Source organism: Chryseobacterium rhizoplanae, from assembly GCF_900182655.1.
In the GTDB taxonomy this organism is placed as follows: Bacteria; Bacteroidota; Bacteroidia; order Flavobacteriales; family Weeksellaceae; genus Chryseobacterium; species Chryseobacterium rhizoplanae.
Map to the genome: position 1 here is coordinate 187038 of NZ_FXTC01000004.1, position 23509 is coordinate 210546.

The window sequence follows — 23509 nt, forward strand, 5'->3', positions numbered from 1 at the left end:
TTACAAATTCTGAATCGATTGTAAGGATCAAAAATATTCAAATCTTAACATCAATCAAAAAAAACAACCACAAAAAAAGCTTTTGTGGTTGTTTTTCTTTTACCAATTGATAAATCTATTGGGTAGCTTTGGCCATATTATCCTAAGAATTCTTCCAGAGAAACAGTTTTCTTTTCTCCTGCTTCAAGATCTTTATAGGTAACTGTATTATTTTTAATTTCTTCTTCACCCAGGAAAACTACATTTTTTATCCCTTTCTTTTCTGCGTAAGTAAACTGCTTATTGATCTTTGCATTTTCTGGGTATAATTCTGCTGAAATTCCTTTTGCTCTTAGCTGCATGATCAATTTTAAAGCTTCTATTGTTTCTTCTCCTCCAGAATTAGCAAACAAATATTCGATTTTGGATGATGCTTCTTCAGGGAAAAGGTTCAGTTCTTCCATTACCAGATAGATTCTATCTAATCCGAATGAAATTCCTATTCCCGGAATATTTTTAACGCCAAAAACTTCTGTAAGGTTATCATATCTACCGCCGCCGCCGATAGATCCCATAGCAACCTCATCTGCTTTCACTTCAAAGATAGCACCTGTATAATAATCCAGTCCTCTTGCCAGGGTAATATTGAATACAAGATTTTGCATATCAACACCAAGGCTCAGAGACTGTGTAAGGACATATTCAAGTTCTTCTACTCCTTTCAGACCGATTTCATTTCCTGCAAACTTTTCTTTCAGTTGAAGAAGGTTTTCCAATGCATCATCAGACTGGCTGAATAAGAAATCCAGTTTGTCAATAGATTCCTGAGAAATTTCTCTTTCCAGTAATTCTTTTACAACGCCTTCTTTACCGATTTTATCCAGCTTATCTAGTGCTACCGTGAAGTCAATCAGCTTATCTGTAATTCCTGCATATTCTGCTAATCCGGAAAGTATCTTTCTGTTGTTCATATGAATCGTAACAGGAACTTTCAGGTCCGCAAATGATTTTAAATACAGCTGAACAAGCTCTACTTCCTGTAATAAGCTTTCACTTCCTACTACATCTGCATCACACTGATAAAACTCTCGGTATCTTCCTTTCTGAGGCCTGTCAGCTCTCCAAACCGGCTGGATCTGGGAACGTTTGAATGGAAATGTAAGTTTCCCATGATTCATAGCTACAAATCTTGCAAAAGGTACAGTAAGGTCATAACGAAGAGCTTTTTCTGAAATTTGAGAAACAAGTTTCTGATGGTTTTTATGATCCCAGTCTTCCTGATTAACATCAGAAGTATAATCCCCAGAATTTAAAATCTTAAAAATCAAACGGTCTCCTTCTTCTCCGTATTTCCCTGTCAGTGTAGAAAGATTTTCAAAGCTTGGAGTTTCCAATGGCTGAAACCCGAATAATTCAAAATTATTCTGTAAAATATTGATGATATATTTTCTTCTGGAAACTTCCTGTGCCGTAAAATCTCTCGTCCCTTTTGCTAAACTTGGCTTCATTTTTTGTATGTCATTTTGATAAATGCAAAAGTACGGAATTGCATGGACTTTACACAGCATAAAAAGCTGAAGAAAGAATCTTCCCCAGCTTTTTTGCTGTGTGTTATCAATTATTCTGAAAAATCACACGCTTTCAAGAATCTCAAGGATCTCTTCACCATAATTTTCAATCTTATGCTTTCCAAACCCTTTGATCTCCTGCAACTCTTCTTTCCTTGCAGGCTTATACTTGGCTACAGATATCAGCTCTTTATTGCTGGCGATGAAATAAGTGGGAAGATTCTGTTCCCGGGCTTTTTCAGACCGCCAAAGCTTCAGTGCATCCAATATCTTTTCTTCGTCTGTATTCAGGAAATCATTCTCTGCAGAATATTTAACTGCTTTTGGTTCTTTAACTGTATTTTTTGTCAGTTTCAGATCTTCAAAATACAATATTACAGACCAATACCGTTCTTCACTTACAAAAGCTGTTTCTACTTTCATAATCTCATGGGCATCCAGGAAATCATCCAGCATTTTCTGATCTCTGTACAGAAATTCTTCCGGAAGTCTTATTTTAAAAACTTTTACTTTCATCATTTGTGTTTTTAGAATTATTTCCCTCCTAATAATAGAATCTCGTCTACACGAATTTCTGTGACATACCGCTTTACCCCCTCTTTATCATCATATGATCTGTAGGTAAGCTTGCCTTCTACGGCAATTTCTTTTCCCTTAGAAACATATTTTTCAAAAATTTCAGCCGTTTTCCCAAAAGCAATAAGATTGTGCCATTGCGTTTCTTCTACTTTTTCTCCTTTGGCATTGGTGTAATGATCACTTGTTGCCAAGGATACGCTTGCTTTTACATTTCCGTTATCGAAGTTTACCATTTCAACTTCTTTTCCTGTGTAACCAATTAATGTTACTTTGTTTCTTAGTGACATAACTTTTAGATTTTAAAGATTAATAAATTCAGATAAGAGACGTTCACTGTTTTTCTCAAATCTCTGTTGCAAAGATTGTGATGTTACCAATCCTCAGTCGGTTATAAACTATTTAAATCCGTTTGTAGTCGTTTGAAAACGGATAATGAAATAAATAGAATTCTGTTTAAAAAACTATTTATTAAGCTTAAAAAACATTAATCATCACTTTTAAAGTAAAAATTAAATGATAAAAAACTATATCCTAAAATATTTTCTCCTTTAAAAAAAACATTGAAAAATAGATGTATTACCAAGGATTTTTTTTCTAATTAATTTAATTTTTTTTTGCAAATTTGTAAAAATGTCTGACATGCAAAAAGAAAAACTCCGTACAGTAAGAAAGATGAAAGGCTTCACCCAGCAACAAATGGCTGAGGTAATCCCAACTGACGTTTCCAACTATAGCAGAAAAGAAAGTGGTGCTGTATCTATAACACAGACAGAATGGTCCAAACTTGCCAAATTTTTAGAGGTTCCTGTTGAGGAAATTTATGAAGAAGAGGAAACTAAAATTATTATCGAAAATCCTGTATTTAATGACAGTCCGGGATCTTCTGTCAATGCTAACAACAGCGGTGACAATAGTAATGTTACAAATATCAGCAATGAGCTAAGCATAGAAATTATTAAAACGATGCAGGAATATATAGGTCTGCTGAAAGAGGAAATCGAAAGACTGAAAAAATAGATATCATAAACTAAAAATATTGAAGTCAGAGTGGAAATTTTTCTATTCTGACTTTCTTTTTTAAGAAGCATATTAATTTCGCGCTCAATCATATGTTTTGCAAAATGCGGCATTTATGTCGGAATTGAAAATCCTGTCCTACTTTATCACCATTATTTTTCCATTCCATACATTTTTATTAGTTTAGTTTCATGGAAAAAATATCGGCAACGTTTAGTCTAAAATTGAACTACTGTTCAACTTTTTCCACACCTCGTCAATATTTTTTTTGTTAGACATAATTTATTACAAACAATTAACTTATGATTTTATATAAATATTTTCCAGAGAACATTAATTCTATAAAAGCTCTCTCTTGTAAATCTGTCTGGATGAATCCCGCTCTTAAAATGAATGATCCTTTAGAATCATTGACGTTAATTAGTCAAGAATATTCTCAAGAAGATTTAAATCAATATAGAAAGCATATCAAAGAAAGTGAAATTAACACAAAATTAGATTGGTTAAAATATGATAACGAACAATTAATTGAATGTCTGAATTTCCTACGTAGAAATATTTTAAGTGGACTTTGCTTTTCATCATTTTCGGAAGATTACAGCAATATCTTAATGTGGTCACATTATGCCTCATCACATACAGGTTTTTGTCTTGCATTTGAATTTTCTGAAGATTTATTAGTTGAAAATGATTTGATAAAGGTGAAGTATTCAGATAAAGTAGATTCATTAAATATTAAATCATTAATGTGTGACCACAATTCTCCAAATGAAGATTTAGTAGAGATGAAAAGAGATTTTTATAATAGCTTAACTGTTAAATCACCTCATTGGAATTATGAAAAAGAATGGAGAAAGTGGGGACACCCAGGATATGAAGATTTCGATGGTCGTGCGAAAATTGTGAAAATATACTTTGGATACAGAATTGATAAAGAATTTGAAAACATTATACGAAATATATTAAAGTCTGTGGATCTTGAAAATATAGAAATTAAATATATGGACATACAAGATAACTCAACAAATCTAATTGCAATCAATGAAGATGATTATAAAAAAAATTCCAATAAAAGACAAAAATTGATTGAAGGAACATATGTAAATATAAAATCCTTTATATAGAGAAACTACAGTTAACATTATACTGGCAAATTATACGGTTTATGTCGGAATTGAAAACCTCTCTACTTTGCCACCAATACTTTTACTAAAATATAAGAAAGTCAGAATGGAATTTTCTATTCTGACTTTCTTTTTCGCATTCAAATCCTATCCATTTACAAACGGATAATTCCGTATCTTTGTGAAAATTCATCTATGAAAAGGAATATCAATATTTTTGAGTTTCCTCTCAATTTGGGACTTACAAAAAAGGAACATGAGACAGAACCCGGGGTTCGAAAACTTCCGGACTGGCTCAGGAAATTTGATTTTCATCGTAGAATTGCTCCTAAAAAAGTTTTCAGACTTGATGCTCCTGAATATTCCATGGATTTTGATGAGGAATCAAATGTCAGAAATGCAGATCTTATTATTGAATACGCCAAAAAGCAGGCTGATTATATTCTTAAGAATTACGAAAAAAATACATTCAACATTATCCTGGGTGGTGACTGCAGCATTCTGATTGGAAATGCTGTCGCTATGAAAACACTGGGAAACTTCGGACTCTTTTATCTAGACGGCCACACAGATTTTATCCCACCGGAACTTTCAGAAACCGGAGGTGCAGCAGGAATGGATCTCGCCATCATTACCGGAACCGGACACGAGAAGCTTACCAATATTGATGGTTTAAAGCCCTATTTATCTGAGGAAAATATTTTCTGCTGCGGAAATGCAGAAACAGATGATGAAGAATATGTTAATCAAATTATCAATTCCAATATTCATTATTATGATCTTTACCGTCTCAGAGAGAATGGCTTCAGAAAAACCGCTGAAGACTTTCTGAAAATGGTGAATGATAAAGATCTGGACGGCTTTTTTATTCATTTTGATGTGGATATTCTGAAAGATGAAATAATGCCGGCTGTAGACAGCAGAATGGAAGACGGAATCAGCTATGATGATCTCAGGGAAATGCTGGAACCTTTATTCGATAGTCCATTGTGTTTTGGGATAGAGATTACTATTTTAGATCCTGATTATGATGAAAACGAAACCTATACCCGGCCATTTGTAGAAAATTTAATTCAAATTATAAAAAAATAAAGAAGACTAAATGAAGAAGACTATAAAAAGAACATTCAGAGTTTCCAAATATGTGATTTATAAAGAAACGCTTGTTGATTACAAAGAGCATTTCTGGTCATTTTTGGGTGCATTTTTCGGGATTGGAATCATTGCATTTATCCAGTCTCATTCGTTAGCGGAAACTGAGAATATATTCCTGATTGGTTCTTTTGGGGCTTCAAGTGTTCTTATTTATGGAGCCATACAGAGCCCGCTGGCACAACCCAGAAATCTTGTAGGCGGACATGTGTTGTCTGCATTGGTAGGAGTCACAGTCTATCAGTTTGTTCCGCATATTATCTGGCTTTCGGCTCCTTTGGCAGTAGCTTTTTCTATTGTATTGATGCAGTATACCAAAACCCTGCATCCACCAGGTGGTGCTACAGCCCTGATTGCTGTAAGTTCTACCGGGAAAATTCCGGAATTGGGATATTGGTATGTCATCTCCCCTGTTCTTTCCGGATGTATCATTTTACTGTTGGTAGCTCTATTTTTTAATAATATTACTCCTAACAGAAGCTATCCTACTCACAGCAGATTCATGAGGCTGTTACGAAAAAGACATGCACATCCCCACAAAATAAAAAAATAAAAAGATGAATTGTCTGGAATGTGGCGAGAAAATCATCGGGAGGTCCGATAAAAAGTTTTGCAACGATGCCTGCCGAAACGCCTATAATAATAAGCAAAATAAGGATTCTAACAACCTGATGCGGAATGTGAACAACAAACTCCGCAAAAACTACAGAATCCTGATGGAAATTAATACCGACGGTAAAACAAAAGTAGCCAGGTCCAGACTGGATGGCTTAGGTTTTGATTTTGATTATTTCACCAATCTGAAAGTTTATAAAAACGGTTCTGAATACAAGTTTATTTATGATTACGGCTATAAACTTCTGGAGGATGATTTTGTACTTATTGTAAAGAATCAGGCATAACCCACACACCTTAAATAAAATAGTATGAAAGAAGTTGTTCTGATCACCGGAGCCAGTGGTATGATCGCCAAAGAACTGGCCAAAAAGATAGGCAAAGAATATGAAATCAGATTTCTGACCCGAAAAAAAAAACATGATCATGAATACGAATGGGATATCAGAAAAGGAACTATAGATGAAACTGCTCTGGAGAATGTTTCTCATATCATTCATCTTGCCGGTGCCAATATTTCAGAAAAGCGCTGGACACCGGAAAGAAAAAGAGAATTGATCTCCAGCCGGGTTGATTCAGCGGAATTACTTCGAAATGCTTTAAGAAAAAATAAACTCAAGCTTAAGTCCTTTATTTCAGCTTCAGGAATTAATTTTTACGGTACTGAAACTTCGGAAAAGATTTATAATGAAAATGATCCTCCCGGTAATGATTTTCTAAGTGAAGTTGTGGTCTTATGGGAACGTGCTGCAGACGATTTTAAAGAACAGGATCTGGCAGAAAGAGTGGTCAAAATACGAACAGCTGTTGTACTTTCCGAAAAAGATGGGGCTTTAAAGAAAATGATTCCTCCTATTCAATATTATATTGGATCACCTTTAGGAAGCGGCCAACAATATATGCCATGGATTCATGTTGAAGACATCTGTTCTGTTTATGAGCTTGCTTTAAAAAATCCAGCAATGGACGGAGCTTATAATGCTGCTTCTCCACAACATACTACTAACAAAGATCTTACAAAAAAGATTGCCAAAGTACTTGGAAAACCTTTATTCATGCCCAATGTTCCGGGATTTGTCTTGAAACTCATCTTCGGAGAACTGGCTACGGCTATACTGGAAGGTTCCAGAGCGTCTTCACAGAAACTTCAGGATGCAGGCTTTCATTTTAAGTTTCCGGATCTGAATGAGGCTTTAGAAGATCTATTAAAGAAGCAATAACAGAATGGGGGAAGAACATTTAATCCTAAAAAATATTTCCAGGCATATTTCGCTTACCAATCAGGAGAAATCTTATTTTCTCTCTCTATTAAAGGAAAAAAAGGTTGCTAAGAAAGAATTGATTTTACAACAGCAACAATCTTGTAAAGAAATCAATTTTGTTCAGACAGGAATTTTGAGAGCTTTTCATATGGATACCACGGGAAAAGAATCTACGATCATGTTCGCTATCTCAGACTGGTGGATCACTGATATGTATTGTTTCATCAATCAGAAACCTGCCATGCTGAATATTGAAGCTTTGGAAGACAGCTCTGTTTTGCAGCTTCAAAAAGATCATCTGGATAACCTTTATCACAAAGTCCCGAAATTTGAACGGTTTTTCCGGATCATGATGCAAAATGCTTACATCAGAGAACAGCTCAGAACGATTGAAAATCTTTCTTTGCCGGCAGAAGAACGCTATTATAACTTTTTACAGAAATATCCTGAAGCGGTAAAACGGATCAGACAAAAACAAATTGCTTCTTATTTAGGGATCACTCCTGAATTTTTAAGCCTTATAAAATCCAAACAAAAAAACATTTCCTCTTAAGCTATATTATTTTTTTTATTCTGAAAGTTCTGTTACTTTACCTAAAAAAATTATGTTTATACTTATTGCAGGCCCTTACCGCAGCGGAACGAATGATGATCCGCAGCGTATTCAGCAGAATCTTCACAATCTTGAAGCCGTTGCTCTTCCTATTTTCAGAAAAGGACATATTCCTATTATCGGAGAATGGGTTGCATTGCCATTGATTAATCTTGCCGGATCTACCCAAATAGGTGATGAAGCATGGCAGGAAATACAATATCCCGTAGCTCATGCCCTTCTGGAAAAATGTGATGCCGTGCTGCGTATAGAAGGCGCATCAAAAGGAGCTGATGAAGATGTAAGAATAGCCAAAGAAAGATGTCTTACCATTTATTATACCATAGAAGATATTCCTTATGCAAAATCCTGATATCAATATCCTTCAGACAGAAATCCTTTCAGATAACTGGTATACACTGAACAAAGTTACCTACTCTGTTTTGAAAAAGGATGGAACCACAGAAACTCAAAGCAGAGAAGCCTACGACCGCGGAAACGGAGCGGTTATTCTCCTTTACAACCAACTTTCAAACACGGTTATTCTAACCAGACAATTCCGGCTGCCCACTTATATCAACGGAAATGAGACAGGAATGCTTATTGAAGCCTGTGCAGGACTTTTGGATAATGATAATCCGGAAGATTGCATAAAACGGGAAACTGAAGAAGAAACCGGGTATAAAATCTCCAGAGTTGAAAAGATATTTAAAGCTTATATGTCTCCCGGATCTGTTACGGAAATCCTGCATTTCTTTATCGCAGAATATTCAAATGAAATGAAAATTACAGACGGCGGCGGATTGGAAGAGGAAGGTGAAAATATAGAAGTTCTGGAACTTTCTTTTGAGGAAGCTCTGAAAATGATTGATACAGGAGAAATCAAAGATGCTAAAACCATTATGCTTTTGCAGCATTTACGAATCAAAGGAATTATGTAGAATCAGGATATCATTGATAATTGATCGATCATTAATGATGAGTAAAATGTATGTTTAACAGATTACAGACGTTTTGGAAGTTTAAGTTCCAATCTATGAGAATTGGTACAATAATCATGAATAATGAAGGTATTGGGAATAAAAATCATTAAAGTAATCGCTGTATTTTCAGTATTAATTTTCAGTATTCTAATGCTGAAAACGATTTCCCAATATACTTCTTTTGATAAAAACATCGGATTTCTGGTCTTTAAGCAGCAGGTAGTCGGTAATCCATACTGGATGGCTTTTTTCTACATTCATATTTTTTCTATTACGCTTTGTCTTCTGGCTGGCCTTACACAGTTTTCAAATCGGTTTTTAAAGGAAAATAGAAACCTTCATAGGATCATTGGGAAAATATATGTTTACAATATTTTGATCATCAATGTTCCGGCATGCTTCGTACTGGGATTGTTTTCAAATGGAGGCCTTATCGGAATTACAGGATTTCTGATTCAGGATGTTCTCTGGGCTTATTTCACTATTGCTGCTGTCCTTTCTATCAAAAAAGGAAATATTATCAGGCATAGAAATTATATGGTTTTAAGCTACGCGGTGACTACAACAGCCATTACTTTCAGAATTGTTAAGCATCTGTTGTATAATGAAACACAGCATGATTATGAACTTTTTTATGGTCTGAATGTCTGGGCTGCCTTTTTGATCAACCTGACCATTGCTTATATGATTCTCAAAAAAGATCGTTTGTTAACGGGAAAAATCCAGGCTGGAAAGGAAAATACAGATACCGATAAATGATACCAGGAAAAAAGATGCAATAAATATTAAGGTGTTAAAAAGAACTTCATACTTATTATTTTTTGTCCATTTATTGAAAAAACGCATTATAAGATAAGCGATTCCTCCAAAAACAACGATAATAAAAAGAAGAAAAAAATAATATATCATGGTTTCGTGTTAATTCATGTAAAGCTATTATTTTAAATCTGAAAAAACAATCATCACAACTACGAAAAGGAACTATCAATAATCTGATCTTTGAATTTTCATTCTAAACCTATTGAATTTGAACTTAAATCCACATAGAAGTTTGTCGAAGTCCATGCAAATTACCAGCAATATCAACTTACTTAATTTTTATTTATATTCTTTGTATACCTTATTGTGAAAGGCTTTCTATAAAAATTACATGGATAATATAACAGCAAAATGAAACCTGCAGTATAAAATCCATATAAAATTTGGAAAATCAATTGAGAAAATCTATTTAATCCTTTATATTTTGAATTTAAAGCGTTAATTTTGCACTGAAATTCAGAAAATTCGGATTCTTTCAACAGGTTATGTACATGAAAAAAATGATGATCGGGCTTGCTTTGGCCTTATCCATTACTATTTGGGGGCAAAAAACTCCTGCAAAAGCAACCAATCTGACACCTTACAGCTATCAGACTTTTAATTGTGATAATAAGGGGTATTTTGATTCGGCTAAATACAAAAAAGAAGAAATAGACGGAGTCAATAAGCTTTTGTACCAGTTCAATGGAGTTGTATTTGATACCCGACCTGTTTTTAAACTTTCCCAGCTTGAAGAAATCCGCCAAAACAGAGAAGCTTACTTACAGGACCTTGAAAAGCAGTATGAGGAAAAGAAAAAGGAACTGTACAGCCTTAAAGTCATTGATCTTCCAAGATGGAAAAAATTAATGGAAGAAACCATTGATTCTTTTGAAAATGAATATCAGCTGAATAAAGAAGAAATCCTGGCTTATTCTGATCCTTCCACCCTTAGAAACAGTAAATATTACAACACCTGCAGAGAACAGATTGACGCCATATCCTCTCCGGACAGAGAAAAGATGTTTATCGCATGGAAAAATTACACTGAGCTTAAGAGTAAAAATAATGCTGATCCGAAAAGCGTAATGGCAAGATTTGATGCCAAAATGAATGATCCGCAGAAAGAAGATTATGCGCTGATAGACCTTATTGGTCTTGGCTTTCACAACTGTGCCAACAGCAGTTTCAGACAGAAACGTGAAGATGAGGTAACTTCTTACAAGGATTTTGACAAGATCTTTACAAAGTTGAAGAGAACCTGTGATGAACCATAATGTTGATTCAGAAATCAAAAAAAAATTACTTATTAAAATATAATGACAGTACCCAGGTTGGGTACTGTTTTTTTATAGGCAGATATTTTATAGAGAACGGTTAAGGAACGGTTAAAGGAGGGTTAATAGCCTGTTATTTCTTTGTGCAAGCAACGATTACAATTATTTTCGTTCATATAAAACTCATTCCATGAAACTCATTGTTATTATTCTGACTTTGTTATTTTCTATAACAGTATCAGCTCAGAAGAAACCTGTCATCCTACCCTTTTCCCTGGAAAACAATTCTGTTTATGTGTACTGTAAAGTCAATACAACCGACAGTATAAAGTTCCTGTTTGATACAGGTGCCGATGGTTCTGTCATCAATATCAATGCAAAGAAAAAAGTACCGCTTACTATTGATGGACAGTCTGAAAACAAGGGCTCAAACGGGATAAATACAGTTGATTACAGCAGCCATAATACAGTGCAGTTTGGAAACACTCAGAAAAATGATATCCGGTTTACTCTTATTCCCTATGATTCTGCCAATTTTGACGGGGTTTTCGGAACTGATCTGATGAAAGGAAAAATCATTGAGATTGATTATCATAAAAATGAAATCCGGTTTTATGAAGAAAATGATCTGTCCATGGATTTGACGGGATATGAAAAGATGAAACTGCATATGGTCGACAACTACCCTGCTGTAGAAAGCAGTATGGTCATAAATGATAAAGATTATTCAGGGTTTTTCGGACTTGACAGCGGAGCGGATGATGTGCTTACAATAGCTTCTCCTTTTGCTAAAAATAATGGGTTGATAAAAGTTATGAAAACCATCGGTAAGGCTACAGCAAGAGGTTCTGATGGTTCTGTCTATGAAATGCCTGTAGTTCTTTGTCCAAATGTAAAGTTTGCCCAAAAATACCTTTATAACCTCCCGATTACACTTTCAGTCTCTACAAAAGGCATTGATGCTACGGAAAAAATGGCGGGATTTTTTGGCAATCAGTTTTTAAAAAGATTCAATACTGTGATTGATTTTAAGAACGGATTTATTTATTTTAAGTTAAATAAAAACCTGTACTCTGAATTTAATTAGCTGTAAAACTTAACTATACACTTTCACTGCTCTTAGTTATCATCAACCAACTCTTTAAAAAAATCCAAATAAATTAATAATGAATAAGTTATGGTTTTTTGAATTTAATTGCTTAATTTTGCACCCCGAAAATAAGGGTTAGAGATATGAAAAAAATTGGTGAACACAGAACACTTCTTGGAGTAGATAAAAATGTTACTTTAAAAGAATTAAAGACCATTTACAGAAATGTGATGAAAGATACACATCCTGATAAATTCATTAATGATGAAGCCGGAAAAACAGAAGCTGAAGAAAAAAGCAAGTCTGTAATTGAGGCATATCACTTTTTGGTAAGCATTAATTCTGAAACACAGGATAAATACAAAGAAGAATATACAGAAACCATTACGAAATCTAACATTCAGGATTTTTATCTTGAAAAATCGATTTTAACGGTTCAGCACCTGAACGGAAATATGTATGAGTATATGGGAGTTCCAAGAAATACTTATATCAAAATGGTTAATGCTGATTCACCAAGCCGTTTTGCAAGAAGACACATCTATGGAAACTTTATCTACAGAAAGTCCGGAGAGGCTATGGCAGATTAATTTTTTCGTTACAATATAGAAGAGCTTTCAGCATACGCTGAAAGCTCTTTTTGTTACCTAAAACCGGATATCATGTTTTGGCTAAAGCCCGATAATGAATATTATAGAATTAAGTGGGCTAAAGCCCACTCCTATTGAATATCTTATAGTACAACTAGTGTCATTCTGAACGAAATAAAATGCAGTGAAGAATCTAATGGGTTTAATTATCAATGAGATTCTTCCTTCGTCAGAATGACAAAATCAATAATTTAACTGTAAAAACAAACTCTTTTTCTTAGTAATAACATTTAAAAGAAAGATCTTCATAACGTTATGATTACTCATCAATAGAAATGGGCTTTAGCCCATTTACAATAATAAAACTCATCCTTCGGCTTTAGCCAAAACCTATATTATATATCAACATAAAAAAAGCGCCTCAGAAAATCTGAGGCGCTTTCGGTTAATTAAAGGTTTAATTTTTATTTATCTAAATGTTTCGGCGTAAATCCGTCTTCATTCAGTTCTCTGTGTACGTAATCCGCTTTCATTTCAGCTTCGTAGTCTACTTTGTTATCTTTACCCATTCTGCGTAGAACAGAGTCAAATAGAGAGTACACTACCGGTACAATGATCAGGGTAAGGAATAGAGACGATGTCAAACCACCGATTACTACCCATGCAAGACCTTTGTTCATCTCAGCTCCTGCACCTGTTGCTAATGCGATCGGTAACATACCGAAGATCATCGCAATGGTTGTCATCAGGATCGGACGAAGACGAGCGTGGTTGGCTTGTACCAAGGCGTCATGAGTATTCGCTCCTGCTGCTTTTCTTGCATTCGTAAAGTCAACGATAAGGATCGCATTCTTCGCTACCAGACCAATCAACATGATCATCCCTAGCATGGTGAAGATGTTCAGTGAGTTGGCAGTTAAGGCAAGGATTACCATTACTCCGATCATCGCTAACGGGATTGAGAACAATACTACGAAAGGATATACGAAACTGTCATATAGTGAAACCATTACCAGGTATACCAATACGATAGCTGCTAATAAAGCAATTCCCAACGTACCGAAACCTTCCTGCTGGTTCTCCATATCTCCACTCCAGATGTAATCTACTCCAATAGGTTTTTTGTTGCTGTTCATGAACTGGTTTGCCCACTCATTAGCGACGTCCCCTACCGGTCTACCTACTGCTTTTGCTCTTACTTTTACAGAAGGAGATTTATCTCTACGTTCAAGTAAGCTTGGTCCTGAACCCATTTTTACTTCAGCAAACTGGCTTAAACGAACCTGCTGCCCCTGAGGGTTTGTAAACATAAGGTTTTTAACATCATCAATGGATTGTCTGTTGACATCTCCAAAACGGATATTAATATCATATTCATATTCTCCGGCTCTGAATTTTCCATCTGTATTTCCGTTAAATGCAGTCTGCATTGTCTGTCCTACACTTGAAAGATTTAACCCTAGAGAAGACATTTTATCTCTGTCGATACTTACCTGAACTTCAGGGCTACCAGTATCTGTAGATAATTCAGCGTCTACAGCTCCTGGAACTTTTTTCAATAGTTCCAGAATTCTTGTCGCTTCTTTTACAGCGGTTTCGTTATCCGGCCCTGTTACAACCATTTCAATAGGAGCATTTTCAGCACCCATGATACCAATCGGAGCTGTTTTAAATTCAACTCCTGTGAATTTCTCTTCTAACTGTCTTTTTATTTTCGCAGCTTTGATGTTGGTACTTTCAGAACGCTCAGACTTATCTGTTAAATTTACCTGAACCTCAGACTGGTACGTTGTTGCCTGAGCCCCACCAAAACCTGTAGACTGCTGTCCAACGGTTGTAATAAGGTCTACAACATCTTTATCATTTCTTAAAAACTTCTCAACCTCTAATGTTAATTGGTTTGTTTTTTCAACGGTTGCATCTTTTGACAGCTCCATTTGTACCAGGAACTGACCACGGTCAATCGGCGGGAAGAATTCACCTCCAATGAATCCGAATGCTACCAGCATGAATGAACTGATTAAGACAATGAATGTGATCACTACTGTTGAAATTCTTCTTAATGTCGTTTTCAGACACCATTCAAGGATTCCAGTGATCCAGTGTGTAAACTTGTCAATTAATCCTTCAAACCAAAGAATGAATTTCTCAAACCAGTTTTTACCTGTCAAATGTTCCAGCTTACCGAATCTTGATGATAACCAAGGAATGATGGTAAATGAAGCCAGCAATGACAATAAGGTTGCGATAACTACGGTGACGCAGAACTGAGCAAGAATGTTGGCTACAAGACCTGAACTCATTGCAATCGGTAAGAATACCACCACAATTACCAATGTAATCGCTGCAACAGTAAATCCGATCTCTGAAGCTCCGTCATAAGCTGCTCTGATCTTACTTTTACCCATCTCCATGTGACGGTAAATGTTTTCCAGTACTACGATCGCGTCATCCACCAGGATACCTACCACAAGCGATAGCCCCAGTAAACTCATAAGGTTCAAGGTATATCCCATTAAGTTCATTCCGATGAACGCTGCCACCAATGAAGCCGGGATAGAAACCATTACGATAAATGCGTTTCTGATACTGTGAAGGAATAATAACATCACAATTGCCACAAGGATAATCGCTAAGAATAAGTCGAAAATAACGTGGTTGGCTGACTCAAGGGTAAATTCTGTAGTATCGTTTACGATTTTTACTTTTACTCCCTGAACTTTGTATGCTTCTTCTACTGTTTTAATGGTTTTCTGAACGCTTTCAGATACTGCAACCGCATTGGCATCAGATTGTTTTTTAACCTGCATCAAAATGGTCGGGAACTGGTTGAATCTCGCTACTTTTTCAACATCTTTCTGAGAGTCAAAAACTGTTGCGATATCAGACAAACGTACCTGAGCTCCGTTTTTATTGGAAACTACAAGGTTGTTCATTTCTTCAGTAGACTTATACTTTCCTGATAGCCTGATCGTAGATTTTGTAGTTCTCGTTTTCAAACTTCCTGTAGGGAAGTCAAGGTTTGATGAAAGAATAGCCTGTTGTACGTCTCCAATTGAAAGTCCGTACCCCTGAAGTTTTTTCTCATCAAGATTTACCTGAATTTCTCTCTCCTGCCCACCCACAAGATCTACTTGTGCTACACCGTTTACACGGGAGAAAATAGGTTCAATCTTTTTATCTAATAAGTCGTAAAGGTCTTTACTGTTCAGCTTATCAGATGAAATACTCATCGTGATAATCGGTAAGTCATCTAAGGAGAACTTATTCAGAGAGGGTGCTTTTACGTCATCCGGAAGGTCTGCAAGGATGGCATTTACCTTTCTCTGGGCATCATTCAAAGCATAGTCTACGTCGGCCCCATCGTTCAGCTGAACCATGATTACGGATAAACTCTCATATGAAGAAGATTCAACTTTTTTTACGTTTTCCAGGGAACCTACGGCATCTTCAATCTTTCGGGTCACGGATGTTTCCACCTCTGCAGGGGAAGCTCCCGGATACACCGTAGAAATGGTTACCATGTTGGTTTCAAACTTCGGAATCAATTCGTATCCCATGAGTGTATAACTCAGGATACCTCCCAGCGTCAGAATTGTAAATAATACAATTACCAGCGAGGGTCTTTTAATGGATATTTCTGCTAACTTCATAGATCTGCTACTTTATAATGTTCACTTTAGATCCGTTGTCCAGGTTGATCTGTCCGCTGGTTACTACCTGCTCTCCTCCATTCAATCCACTTAAAACCTGAACTTTATCTCCGTAAACTTTTCCGATGGTTACTTTGATCAGTTTAGCAACACCATTCTGAACAACGAATAATTGTCCTGAACTTACTCCATTTACAAAAGCTTCTGCAGGAACTGTCAGCATATTCTGAGTTTCTGCTCCGTTATTTGTACTGAATTTAGCGGTTGCATACATCCCCGCTTTCAGGTTTCCTCTGTTCTGAACTTCAATTTCAACAGGGAAATTCAAAGAAGCATCACTTTTAGGAGCGATAAAGGTAATTCTACCTACGAAAGAGTCTTCCGGCAAAACGTTTACTTTAATCGGAACTTCCTGACCTAACTGGATTTTCCCGATCTGACTTTCATCTACTAAAACAGAAAGTTTTAAGCTGTTGATATTAACGATTTCAAACATAGAAGTTCCTACTGAAACAACTGTTCCAGGTTCTACCAGCTTTTTATTGACTGTTCCACTGATACCTGCACGGATGCTGGTGTCATTTACTCTTACTCCCTGAGCTTTCACAGCTGCCTGTGCATTTTTCAGTTGGAGTCTTGAGTTATCAACCTGTTGTTTTGTAACACCTCCTGTTTTAAAGGCATTTTCGTAACGCTGATTATCGATAATAGCATTTTGCAAATTATTCTGAGCCTGAGTAACATCCACCTCGATAGCATCTCTCTTTATAGTTGCCAACACCTGACCTGCACTTACTCTTGAACCTTCTTTTACCAGAACGCTTACAATACGCCCGGCAATTTCAGAAGACTGGTTCATTTCCTGCTTAGGAATGAATGTCCCATTGGCAGAGTAATCTGTATCAATATTTTCTCTTGTAACAGTTACAATATTAACGTTGATTTTATCTACCTGCTTGGCAACTTCTTTTACTTCCTGCGTCTGCTTTTCTTTGTTCCCGGCAATCTTGTAAGCAGCTAAACCTACCAGTACTGCTGCGACGATGATATATATTAAAGTTTTTTTCATTTTAGTTTATTATAAGTTTTGTAGTGTGTTTAGTTCACCCTTAGCTTTTATCAGCTTGATCTCTGCCTGTTTGTAATCCAGCAATGCATTAGAATAGTTCTGTTTTGCCTGTGTTAAAGCATTTTCAGAATCCAGTACCTCTGTAAGGGTTGCTAATCCATATTGATAATTTGACTGGGTATTTTTCTGAACTCTTTCTGCCAATCCCACATTATCTTTCATGCTTTCGATATTAATCAATGCATTTTCCATATTGGTGACTGCATTTTTATAATCTAAACTTAAGCTTAACTGAGTGTTTTCAATATCTACATCAAGATCCTGAATATCTATTTCTGCCTGATTGATCTTCGCTTTTGTAGCTCCTCCTGTGAAAATAGGAATATTTACATTCAAACCAATTGCTGAATAATCACTCCAAAGAACGCCCTTGCTTAGACCATTTGTCAATGGGAATTTTGCTCCGTTTGCTCCCCATCCGTAGTTCGCAGTAAGATTTACTGATGGATAAAGATAAGCTTCCGTTGCTTTTTTATTGAAAACCAAAAGTTCCCTGTTTTTATTTAAAACTTTAATCTCTGTACGATTATTAAGATTTACGTTGCTCGCAATCAGCTCAGGCTTTGGTTCTATCTCTTTTTCTTCAAGCTCAATGTCTGTAGAAATCGGGATTCCCATATAAAACTTCAGCGCATTTTTTGAAAGTTCAACAGAGTTGATTAAAGTCTGTTTATTGGAACCAATATTCGTAAGCTGAACATTTGTTCTGTCTAAATCTATTGATTTTGCCAAACCGTTATCCACAAGACTTTTAATAACATTCCTTACTTTTTCAGTATTGGCATAGCTGGCGGTTACCGTTTTAAGATTTTCCTCCTGTACAAACACCTGATAATAAGCTGTTGCTACATTTTCAATAATCTGTTCATTGGTCAACTGAGCATTCAGTACATAAAATTCTCTTGTTGATTTTGCAGCTTTAAGTCCTGTAAACACTCTTTGATCAAAAATCGCCTGCTGAAGTTGTACAGAAGCTGTTGAACCCCAAGGCTGCCCAAACTGAGCTCTGATTTTCTCTCCTCCAAATTCCAGCAAAGATTCCTGGATAATCGGGTTATAAGTTAAACCCGCCGTCGCACTGACCTGCGGAAGAGCACCAGCTCTAGCTTCATCAATCTTATATTCGGCTTTTTTTATCTGTAAAGCAGCTTTTTTAGCTTCTGCCTTATTCTGAAGTGCCTGTTTTATTGCTTCCTGCAGGGAAACCTGCTGCTGGGCAGACATCAATGTAGAGCCGAAAATCATAAATGCTGAAGCTATCCCAATTTTTAGCTTTGTAGCAGTTATACGTTTTCTATTCATAATTTTATACTTCGTTTATTTTTTTATTTAATTTTCAGTCATTATTTATTTCTAAATGACGAATCATTTTCAGAAATACTTTAGTTTTTTTAGTTTTTGAACAACATATTGATAATAATCTCTTTTCGTTCAGAAATAATCTTATCATATTCTTCATCATTGATTAATAAATTTTCCATAAATAATGGTCTTATGGCACTTGGGAATACCAACAACGAAACCATATTCAGAATAAACTGAACCGGAGCCATTTTTTCTATATTTCCCAACTCCATTTCTTTTTCGATATCACTATACATTTCGTTCAGGATATCTTCCTCAATTTCTCTGTGATGGCAGGTTCCTTTATTGATCTGTGACACGATATACGTTTCCAGATACGGATACTGAAGACTCGTAGAAAGACTGCTTTCTATGAATTTGCTCATCTTCTCTTTAAAAGGCAGCGCAGAATTCTGAATGATCTTCGATTTTTCCTGTTCTACTCTTTGGGCCTCATCAAAGATGATCTGGATCAGCTTATCCCTTGAACGGAAATAGTAATTAATAAGGGTCCTGTTCACTCCTGCTTCATCTGCAATCTCCTGCGTAGTAGCATCAAATTTTCCTTTCACAAAGAACAAATTCTTCGCTGTCTCCTTGATCAATTCCTGTGTTTGGTCTTTTTTTGCTTGATTTGACATTTTTGTTAAACAAATTTGTGCAAATTTATACTAAAATTTATTTTTGACAAAATTGTTAAACAAAAAAATTAAACATAATTGTCATGACATCCATCATGTTTCCGTACTAAAGTTTGCGATTAGTTAATGTTTAATGAGAAAGCTATTTTTATATCTTTGCCGCAAAAATTAATAACCTGATGAAGAAAATTCTTTCGCTGTTTGCGGTTTTGAGCACAGTACTTCTATTTTCACAGATAAAAAACTCAAAAAACGACTCTTATTATTTTTATGAAAACAAAGGTCAGATCATTGATCAGGACGGAAAAGAAAATAAAAATGTAAAATATCTTTTTCATTCTGATGGTCTGAATGTACAGCTGCGTTCTAATGGATTTTCTTATGATATTTACGAAATAAAAAAAACAATAAATCCTGATTTTTCAAAAAAAACAGAAAACACACTTCCAACTCCAAAACAGTATGATACCAATGAATACATCTATGAAAAGCTAATTCACAGAGTAGATATTGAACTTGTTAATTCTAATAAAGCAACCATTACGGCAGAGGGAAAGTCACAAGATTACGACAATTACTATAACCTGCCTAATAACCCAAAAGGTATTAGTAATGTTCACCGATATCAAAAAATCCGCTACAAGAATATATATCCTCATATAGATTTAGTATTCTTTAAGCCTAATGATACTTTAAAACCCATCGAGTATAATTTCATCATCAATCCGGGTGGAAAAATTTCAGATATTAAAATGAAATTTAATGGCGTACCTACATTGATCAAAGATGGAAAGCTAACCATGAATGTACGTTTTGGGGAAATTTATGAAAACATTCCTAACAGCTGGATAACGGGAAGTTCAAAAACAAGTATTGATGTTTCTTTTAAAGATCTTGGTGATCAGACTTTTGGATTCGATACCCCTGTTAATTCTTCTGATAAAACGATTATTATAGATCCTGTACCAACAAGAATATGGGGAAGCTATGCCGGAGGATATGGTGATGATTATGGCAGAATCAAAACGGACTCCGAAAGCACTGGATATTTATATGGAGCAACCAACAGTACTACTAATTTTGCTACTTCCGGAACCTATCAGCAAAACGTTGCTGGTGGGCTTGATGCCTTCCTGATGAAGCTTACCAAAAATGGCCAGAAACTTTGGGGAACTTATTACGGTTTTGGAATGACTGATGTATTTGCAGATGTCGATTTTGATGAAAGTTTTAATATTTATGCTGGTGGAACCGTTCAAAGAGGGCAATACAATGAAAATATTGTTTTAGTAAAATTTAATAATAACGGGAGTTTCGCTTTTCAAAAAGAATTTGTTTCAAGCAGGCAAAACAAACTTTATACTGTTTCTTATAATCAAAATCATATCTATATTGGTGGTGATTCTTTTAGCTCTGACTTCCCTACAGTCAACGCAATGCAACCCGCGAAGTCAACGCCTATAGGATATACAGATGGTATTTTAGCATCTTTAAATTCAACGACCGGGAATGTTGATTGGGCAACATATTTTGGACGAAGCGATGGTTCTACTTCTATTTTTCAAATTCTCTCCTCGAACATTGATCTTGAAATAATTGGAGCAACACAATCCTCAACAATTCCTATGATTAATGCTTTCCAGCCTTTAAAAGGAGGCGAGTCAGACGGAATATATCTGAAAATTTCAAAATCAGGAAATAATATTCTTAAATCAAGCTATTATGGAAACACCGGATCAGAACAAATATGGAAAGCGGGAATTGTAAATAATACTTTAATTCTTCCAGGAAGATATACTACAACAGCTTTTCCTTTGGGGCAGCCTGGAATATGGCGGGTAAACTTAACCAATAATGCTATTACAAAAAATTATTTCGATTTTACAGGTTCTTTTCAATTATTAGCATATCCAGACACTTCCGGAAACGTTTTTTTTACAGGGCTACATTCAAGTGGACAACCTGACATCTCTACTCCCGGAGCTTATATGGGTATGCCAGCAATGTACATTTCTACATTTTTAATTAAATACAGTCAAAATGATATAAAAGAATGGGGCACTTACTATACAGGAAATGGTGCTACACAACAAGGCGAAGTTACAAAAGACAATGATGGAGCTATTTATTTAACTGGAATGTCTAGTGGAAATACTGCTGGCATTGCAACACCCGGAACATTTCAGCAATCACCTGGAGGTGGAAATGATATTTTCATCGCTAAATTCCAAGATTGTACCTCTTCTGCTGTTATTACTTCTAATTCTCCCGTATGTCCCAATGGCACAATCCAACTCAACGCTACCGGAGGAACAACATATAACTGGACCGGGCCAAATGGCTTCACATCCAATCAACAAAATCCTGTTATTTCAAATGCAGCTACTGCTCATGCTGGAACATATACATGTCAGGTTTCAGGATCTGGAGCTTGTGATGGAAGTTTTACTGTAAATGTTGTCGTGGGTGACAATTCCGCTCCTGTTCCGAATATTCCTGCTCTTGCAGACATTACCGGAGACTGCCATACAACCGTTACTACTATTCCTACTGCTACCGATAACTGTGCCGGAACAATTACTGCAACCACCACAGATCCGCTATCTTATTCAATCCCTGGAAACTATATTATTCATTGGACTTATAATGATGGAAACGGGAATTCTGCAACTCAAAATCAGAATGTAATTGTATCATCACCTGCTCTTCCAACAACTACAAATACTCAACAAACATTCTGTGCAACGAACAATCCAAAGATTTCTGACCTTCAGATTACAGGTCAGAATATCAAATGGTATGATACTGCAGGAAATATTTTACCGGCAACAACCGCTCTTATCAATGCACAGACTTATTATGCTTCTCAAACCATTAATGGCTGTGAAAGTAATAAAACAGTGATTCAGGTAACAATAAATACAACTCCTAAACCGACTGCAAATAGTAATCAGGATTTTTGTGCTTCTGCAAATCCTACATTAGAAAAGCTTATTGTATCAGGAACAGCTCTTAAGTTCTATAATGCTGCAGGAAATGTAATCCCAATGTCAACTCCTTTGGTAAGCGGACAAATCTATTATGTAACCCAGACTTTAAATAACTGTGAATCTGAAAAACTGGCAATAACAGTAACCCTATCCACCGATAATGTTCCCGCAAAAGATATTACACAGGTACAATGTAATACTACTACAGCCAATTCAATGACTGTCAATCTTCATTCTTATGAAGGCAGTATTATTAATAACCCTGCTGGTTATATTTTCACCTACACTGATACTGCAGGAAATCCTATTGCCAATCCTTCAGCTTATGTGTTAAATATAGGAACAACGCTTATTCATGTAAAAGTAGCGACTCCTGACGGATGTTTTAAAGTAGTCAGATTAAACCTTACTCTAAATCCTAAACCTTTCGTTCAGCTTCCTGATAAGCTTGATTTTTGTGAAGGAAAGTCTGTAGTTCTGGATGCAGGAGCAGGATTTAAATCTTATGAATGGAATACCGGTGCAACCACACAAACAATCACCGTAACTACTCCAGGAACGTACACCGTGAAAGTAACCAATGTCTTCGGATGTGAAAATACAAGTACCACCCAGGTAAGCTACTCTGTTTTGGCTCATATTGTTTCCGTAAATATTACAAACAATACTGCTACAGTTATTCTTTCTCAGAGTGGAAATTATGAGTTTTCTTTAAACAATTTCACATGGCAGGATTCCAATATCTTTACTAACTTGACTATGGGAGAGTATACTGTATATGTAAGAACAAAATCCGGATGTATCATCGGACAGAAGAACTTCTCAATATTCAATATTCCCAATGCCATCAGTCCTAATGGTGACGGAATCAATGATACATGGAGAATAGCAGGATTGGAAAATTATCCGGGAACAGAAGTTTATTTATATGACAGAAAAGGAGTGATAATCTATAAAGAGATCATTAAAAAGAAACCTTTCCAATGGGATGGAAAATATGAATCACATCCCATATCAACAGGAAACTACTGGTATACCATAAAAGTTTCTGACGGAAGAATCTATAACGGATGGCTTCTGATCAAAAACAGAGAGTAACAAAAAAACGAGCAGAAATTTCTGCTCG

General features: G+C 35.8%; 21 protein-coding genes. 14 read left to right on the plus strand and 7 right to left on the minus strand.

Annotation, left to right across the window (positions count from 1 at the left end; all coding sequences use genetic code 11):
• Positions 1 to 137 precede the first annotated feature (137 nt).
• The 3 genes from hisS to FN817_RS11545 all read right to left on the minus strand — a co-directional run bounded on the left by hisS (position 138) and on the right by FN817_RS11545 (position 2413).
• On the minus strand, positions 138 to 1487 hold the full coding sequence (gene hisS, locus FN817_RS11535; RefSeq protein WP_142718043.1) for a histidine--tRNA ligase: 1350 nt from the start codon (positions 1485 to 1487) through the stop codon (positions 138 to 140).
• A 123-nt stretch (positions 1488 to 1610) separates the two neighbouring features.
• Positions 1611 to 2066: an HRDC domain-containing protein gene (locus FN817_RS11540; protein WP_228451540.1), complete on the minus strand. Its 456-nt coding sequence runs from the start codon at positions 2064 to 2066 to the stop codon at positions 1611 to 1613.
• A gap of 14 nt (positions 2067 to 2080) precedes the next feature.
• Complete coding sequence (locus FN817_RS11545) at positions 2081 to 2413, minus strand: single-stranded DNA-binding protein (RefSeq protein WP_142718044.1); 333 nt, start codon at positions 2411 to 2413, stop codon at positions 2081 to 2083.
• A gap of 352 nt (positions 2414 to 2765) precedes the next feature.
• Between FN817_RS11545 and FN817_RS11550 the strand changes: the two genes are divergently transcribed.
• The 13 genes from FN817_RS11550 (at position 2766) to FN817_RS11610 (ending at position 12626) form a co-directional block, all read left to right on the plus strand.
• A complete protein-coding gene (locus tag FN817_RS11550; protein WP_167498852.1) occupies positions 2766 to 3143 on the plus strand; it encodes a helix-turn-helix domain-containing protein in 378 nt (125 codons plus the stop codon).
• A gap of 302 nt (positions 3144 to 3445) precedes the next feature.
• Positions 3446 to 4267: a DUF2971 domain-containing protein gene (locus tag FN817_RS11555; protein ID WP_142718046.1), complete on the plus strand. Its 822-nt coding sequence runs from the start codon at positions 3446 to 3448 to the stop codon at positions 4265 to 4267.
• Between the two features lie 195 nt (positions 4268 to 4462).
• Positions 4463 to 5359: an arginase family protein gene (locus FN817_RS11560; protein WP_142718047.1), complete on the plus strand. Its 897-nt coding sequence runs from the start codon at positions 4463 to 4465 to the stop codon at positions 5357 to 5359.
• Positions 5360 to 5369: 10 nt separating this feature from the next.
• Complete coding sequence (locus FN817_RS11565; RefSeq protein WP_142718048.1) at positions 5370 to 5972, plus strand: HPP family protein; 603 nt, start codon at positions 5370 to 5372, stop codon at positions 5970 to 5972.
• Between the two features lie 4 nt (positions 5973 to 5976).
• Positions 5977 to 6321, plus strand: coding sequence for a hypothetical protein (locus FN817_RS11570; RefSeq protein WP_047374313.1), 345 nt, complete (start codon positions 5977 to 5979; stop codon positions 6319 to 6321).
• A gap of 24 nt (positions 6322 to 6345) precedes the next feature.
• Entirely contained in the window at positions 6346 to 7254 is a 909-nt protein-coding gene (locus tag FN817_RS11575; RefSeq protein WP_142718049.1) for a TIGR01777 family oxidoreductase, read from the plus strand.
• A 4-nt stretch (positions 7255 to 7258) separates the two neighbouring features.
• Positions 7259 to 7849 carry a Crp/Fnr family transcriptional regulator gene (locus FN817_RS11580; protein WP_142718050.1) on the plus strand — a complete coding sequence of 197 codons (591 nt, stop codon included), beginning with the start codon at positions 7259 to 7261 and terminating at the stop codon, positions 7847 to 7849.
• 52 nt (positions 7850 to 7901) lie between these two features.
• A complete protein-coding gene (locus FN817_RS11585) occupies positions 7902 to 8261 on the plus strand; it encodes a DUF4406 domain-containing protein (protein ID WP_142718051.1) in 360 nt (119 codons plus the stop codon).
• Entirely contained in the window at positions 8248 to 8829 is a 582-nt protein-coding gene (nudK, locus tag FN817_RS11590; RefSeq protein ID WP_142718052.1) for a GDP-mannose pyrophosphatase NudK, read from the plus strand. Before FN817_RS11585 ends, nudK begins: the two co-directional genes overlap by 14 nt.
• A 123-nt stretch (positions 8830 to 8952) precedes the next feature.
• Complete coding sequence (locus tag FN817_RS11595; protein ID WP_142718053.1) at positions 8953 to 9630, plus strand: DUF2306 domain-containing protein; 678 nt, start codon at positions 8953 to 8955, stop codon at positions 9628 to 9630.
• A gap of 551 nt (positions 9631 to 10181) precedes the next feature.
• Complete coding sequence (locus FN817_RS11600; protein WP_142718054.1) at positions 10182 to 10946, plus strand: hypothetical protein; 765 nt, start codon at positions 10182 to 10184, stop codon at positions 10944 to 10946.
• Positions 10947 to 11136: 190 nt separating this feature from the next.
• The gene (locus tag FN817_RS11605; RefSeq protein WP_142718055.1) at positions 11137 to 12033 is read left to right on the plus strand and encodes an aspartyl protease family protein; all 897 of its coding nucleotides are present in this window, start codon (positions 11137 to 11139) and stop codon (positions 12031 to 12033) included.
• Positions 12034 to 12179: 146 nt separating this feature from the next.
• A complete protein-coding gene (locus FN817_RS11610) occupies positions 12180 to 12626 on the plus strand; it encodes a KTSC domain-containing protein (protein WP_142718056.1) in 447 nt (148 codons plus the stop codon).
• Positions 12627 to 13090: 464 nt separating this feature from the next.
• On the opposite strand, the gene FN817_RS11615 is transcribed toward FN817_RS11610, so the two are convergent.
• From FN817_RS11615 to FN817_RS11630, 4 genes are all read right to left on the minus strand, one after another.
• The gene (locus FN817_RS11615) at positions 13091 to 16279 is read right to left on the minus strand and encodes an efflux RND transporter permease subunit (protein ID WP_142718057.1); all 3189 of its coding nucleotides are present in this window, start codon (positions 16277 to 16279) and stop codon (positions 13091 to 13093) included.
• 7 nt (positions 16280 to 16286) lie between these two features.
• Positions 16287 to 17348 (minus strand): efflux RND transporter periplasmic adaptor subunit, encoded by a 1062-nt coding sequence (locus FN817_RS11620; RefSeq protein WP_047374295.1) that lies wholly within the window; start codon positions 17346 to 17348, stop codon positions 16287 to 16289.
• Between the two features lie 9 nt (positions 17349 to 17357).
• The gene (locus FN817_RS11625) at positions 17358 to 18710 is read right to left on the minus strand and encodes a TolC family protein (RefSeq protein ID WP_142718058.1); all 1353 of its coding nucleotides are present in this window, start codon (positions 18708 to 18710) and stop codon (positions 17358 to 17360) included.
• A gap of 89 nt (positions 18711 to 18799) precedes the next feature.
• Complete coding sequence (locus FN817_RS11630) at positions 18800 to 19393, minus strand: TetR/AcrR family transcriptional regulator (protein ID WP_047425269.1); 594 nt, start codon at positions 19391 to 19393, stop codon at positions 18800 to 18802.
• A 179-nt stretch (positions 19394 to 19572) separates the two neighbouring features.
• Here FN817_RS11630 and FN817_RS11635 point away from each other — a divergent pair, with 179 nt between their 5' ends.
• Positions 19573 to 23481: a DUF7948 domain-containing protein gene (locus FN817_RS11635; RefSeq protein ID WP_142718059.1), complete on the plus strand. Its 3909-nt coding sequence runs from the start codon at positions 19573 to 19575 to the stop codon at positions 23479 to 23481.
• Positions 23482 to 23509 lie beyond the last annotated feature (28 nt).

Bases quoted from the DNA above. Each gene is read 5' to 3' on its own strand.
- FN817_RS11565 (WP_142718048.1), top strand. From the start codon at position 5,370: ATGAAGAAGACTATAAAAAGAACATTCAGAGTTTCCAAATATGTGATT.
- FN817_RS11605 (WP_142718055.1), top strand. From the start codon at position 11,137: ATGAAACTCATTGTTATTATTCTGACTTTGTTATTTTCTATAACAGTA.
- FN817_RS11585 (WP_142718051.1), top strand. From the start codon at position 7,902: ATGTTTATACTTATTGCAGGCCCTTACCGCAGCGGAACGAATGATGAT.
- FN817_RS11540 (WP_228451540.1), bottom strand. From the start codon at position 2,066: ATGATGAAAGTAAAAGTTTTTAAAATAAGACTTCCGGAAGAATTTCTG.
- FN817_RS11615 (WP_142718057.1), bottom strand. From the start codon at position 16,279: ATGAAGTTAGCAGAAATATCCATTAAAAGACCCTCGCTGGTAATTGTA.
- FN817_RS11570 (WP_047374313.1), top strand. From the start codon at position 5,977: ATGAATTGTCTGGAATGTGGCGAGAAAATCATCGGGAGGTCCGATAAA.
- FN817_RS11560 (WP_142718047.1), top strand. From the start codon at position 4,463: ATGAAAAGGAATATCAATATTTTTGAGTTTCCTCTCAATTTGGGACTT.
- FN817_RS11595 (WP_142718053.1), top strand. From the start codon at position 8,953: ATGAAGGTATTGGGAATAAAAATCATTAAAGTAATCGCTGTATTTTCA.
- FN817_RS11600 (WP_142718054.1), top strand. From the start codon at position 10,182: ATGAAAAAAATGATGATCGGGCTTGCTTTGGCCTTATCCATTACTATT.
- FN817_RS11635 (WP_142718059.1), top strand. From the start codon at position 19,573: ATGAAGAAAATTCTTTCGCTGTTTGCGGTTTTGAGCACAGTACTTCTA.
- FN817_RS11550 (WP_167498852.1), top strand. From the start codon at position 2,766: ATGCAAAAAGAAAAACTCCGTACAGTAAGAAAGATGAAAGGCTTCACC.
- FN817_RS11555 (WP_142718046.1), top strand. From the start codon at position 3,446: ATGATTTTATATAAATATTTTCCAGAGAACATTAATTCTATAAAAGCT.
- FN817_RS11620 (WP_047374295.1), bottom strand. From the start codon at position 17,348: ATGAAAAAAACTTTAATATATATCATCGTCGCAGCAGTACTGGTAGGT.
- FN817_RS11575 (WP_142718049.1), top strand. From the start codon at position 6,346: ATGAAAGAAGTTGTTCTGATCACCGGAGCCAGTGGTATGATCGCCAAA.
- FN817_RS11630 (WP_047425269.1), bottom strand. From the start codon at position 19,393: ATGTCAAATCAAGCAAAAAAAGACCAAACACAGGAATTGATCAAGGAG.
- hisS (WP_142718043.1), bottom strand. From the start codon at position 1,487: ATGAAGCCAAGTTTAGCAAAAGGGACGAGAGATTTTACGGCACAGGAA.
- FN817_RS11610 (WP_142718056.1), top strand. From the start codon at position 12,180: ATGAAAAAAATTGGTGAACACAGAACACTTCTTGGAGTAGATAAAAAT.
- nudK (WP_142718052.1), top strand. From the start codon at position 8,248: ATGCAAAATCCTGATATCAATATCCTTCAGACAGAAATCCTTTCAGAT.
- FN817_RS11545 (WP_142718044.1), bottom strand. From the start codon at position 2,413: ATGTCACTAAGAAACAAAGTAACATTAATTGGTTACACAGGAAAAGAA.
- FN817_RS11580 (WP_142718050.1), top strand. From the start codon at position 7,259: ATGGGGGAAGAACATTTAATCCTAAAAAATATTTCCAGGCATATTTCG.
- FN817_RS11625 (WP_142718058.1), bottom strand. From the start codon at position 18,710: ATGAATAGAAAACGTATAACTGCTACAAAGCTAAAAATTGGGATAGCT.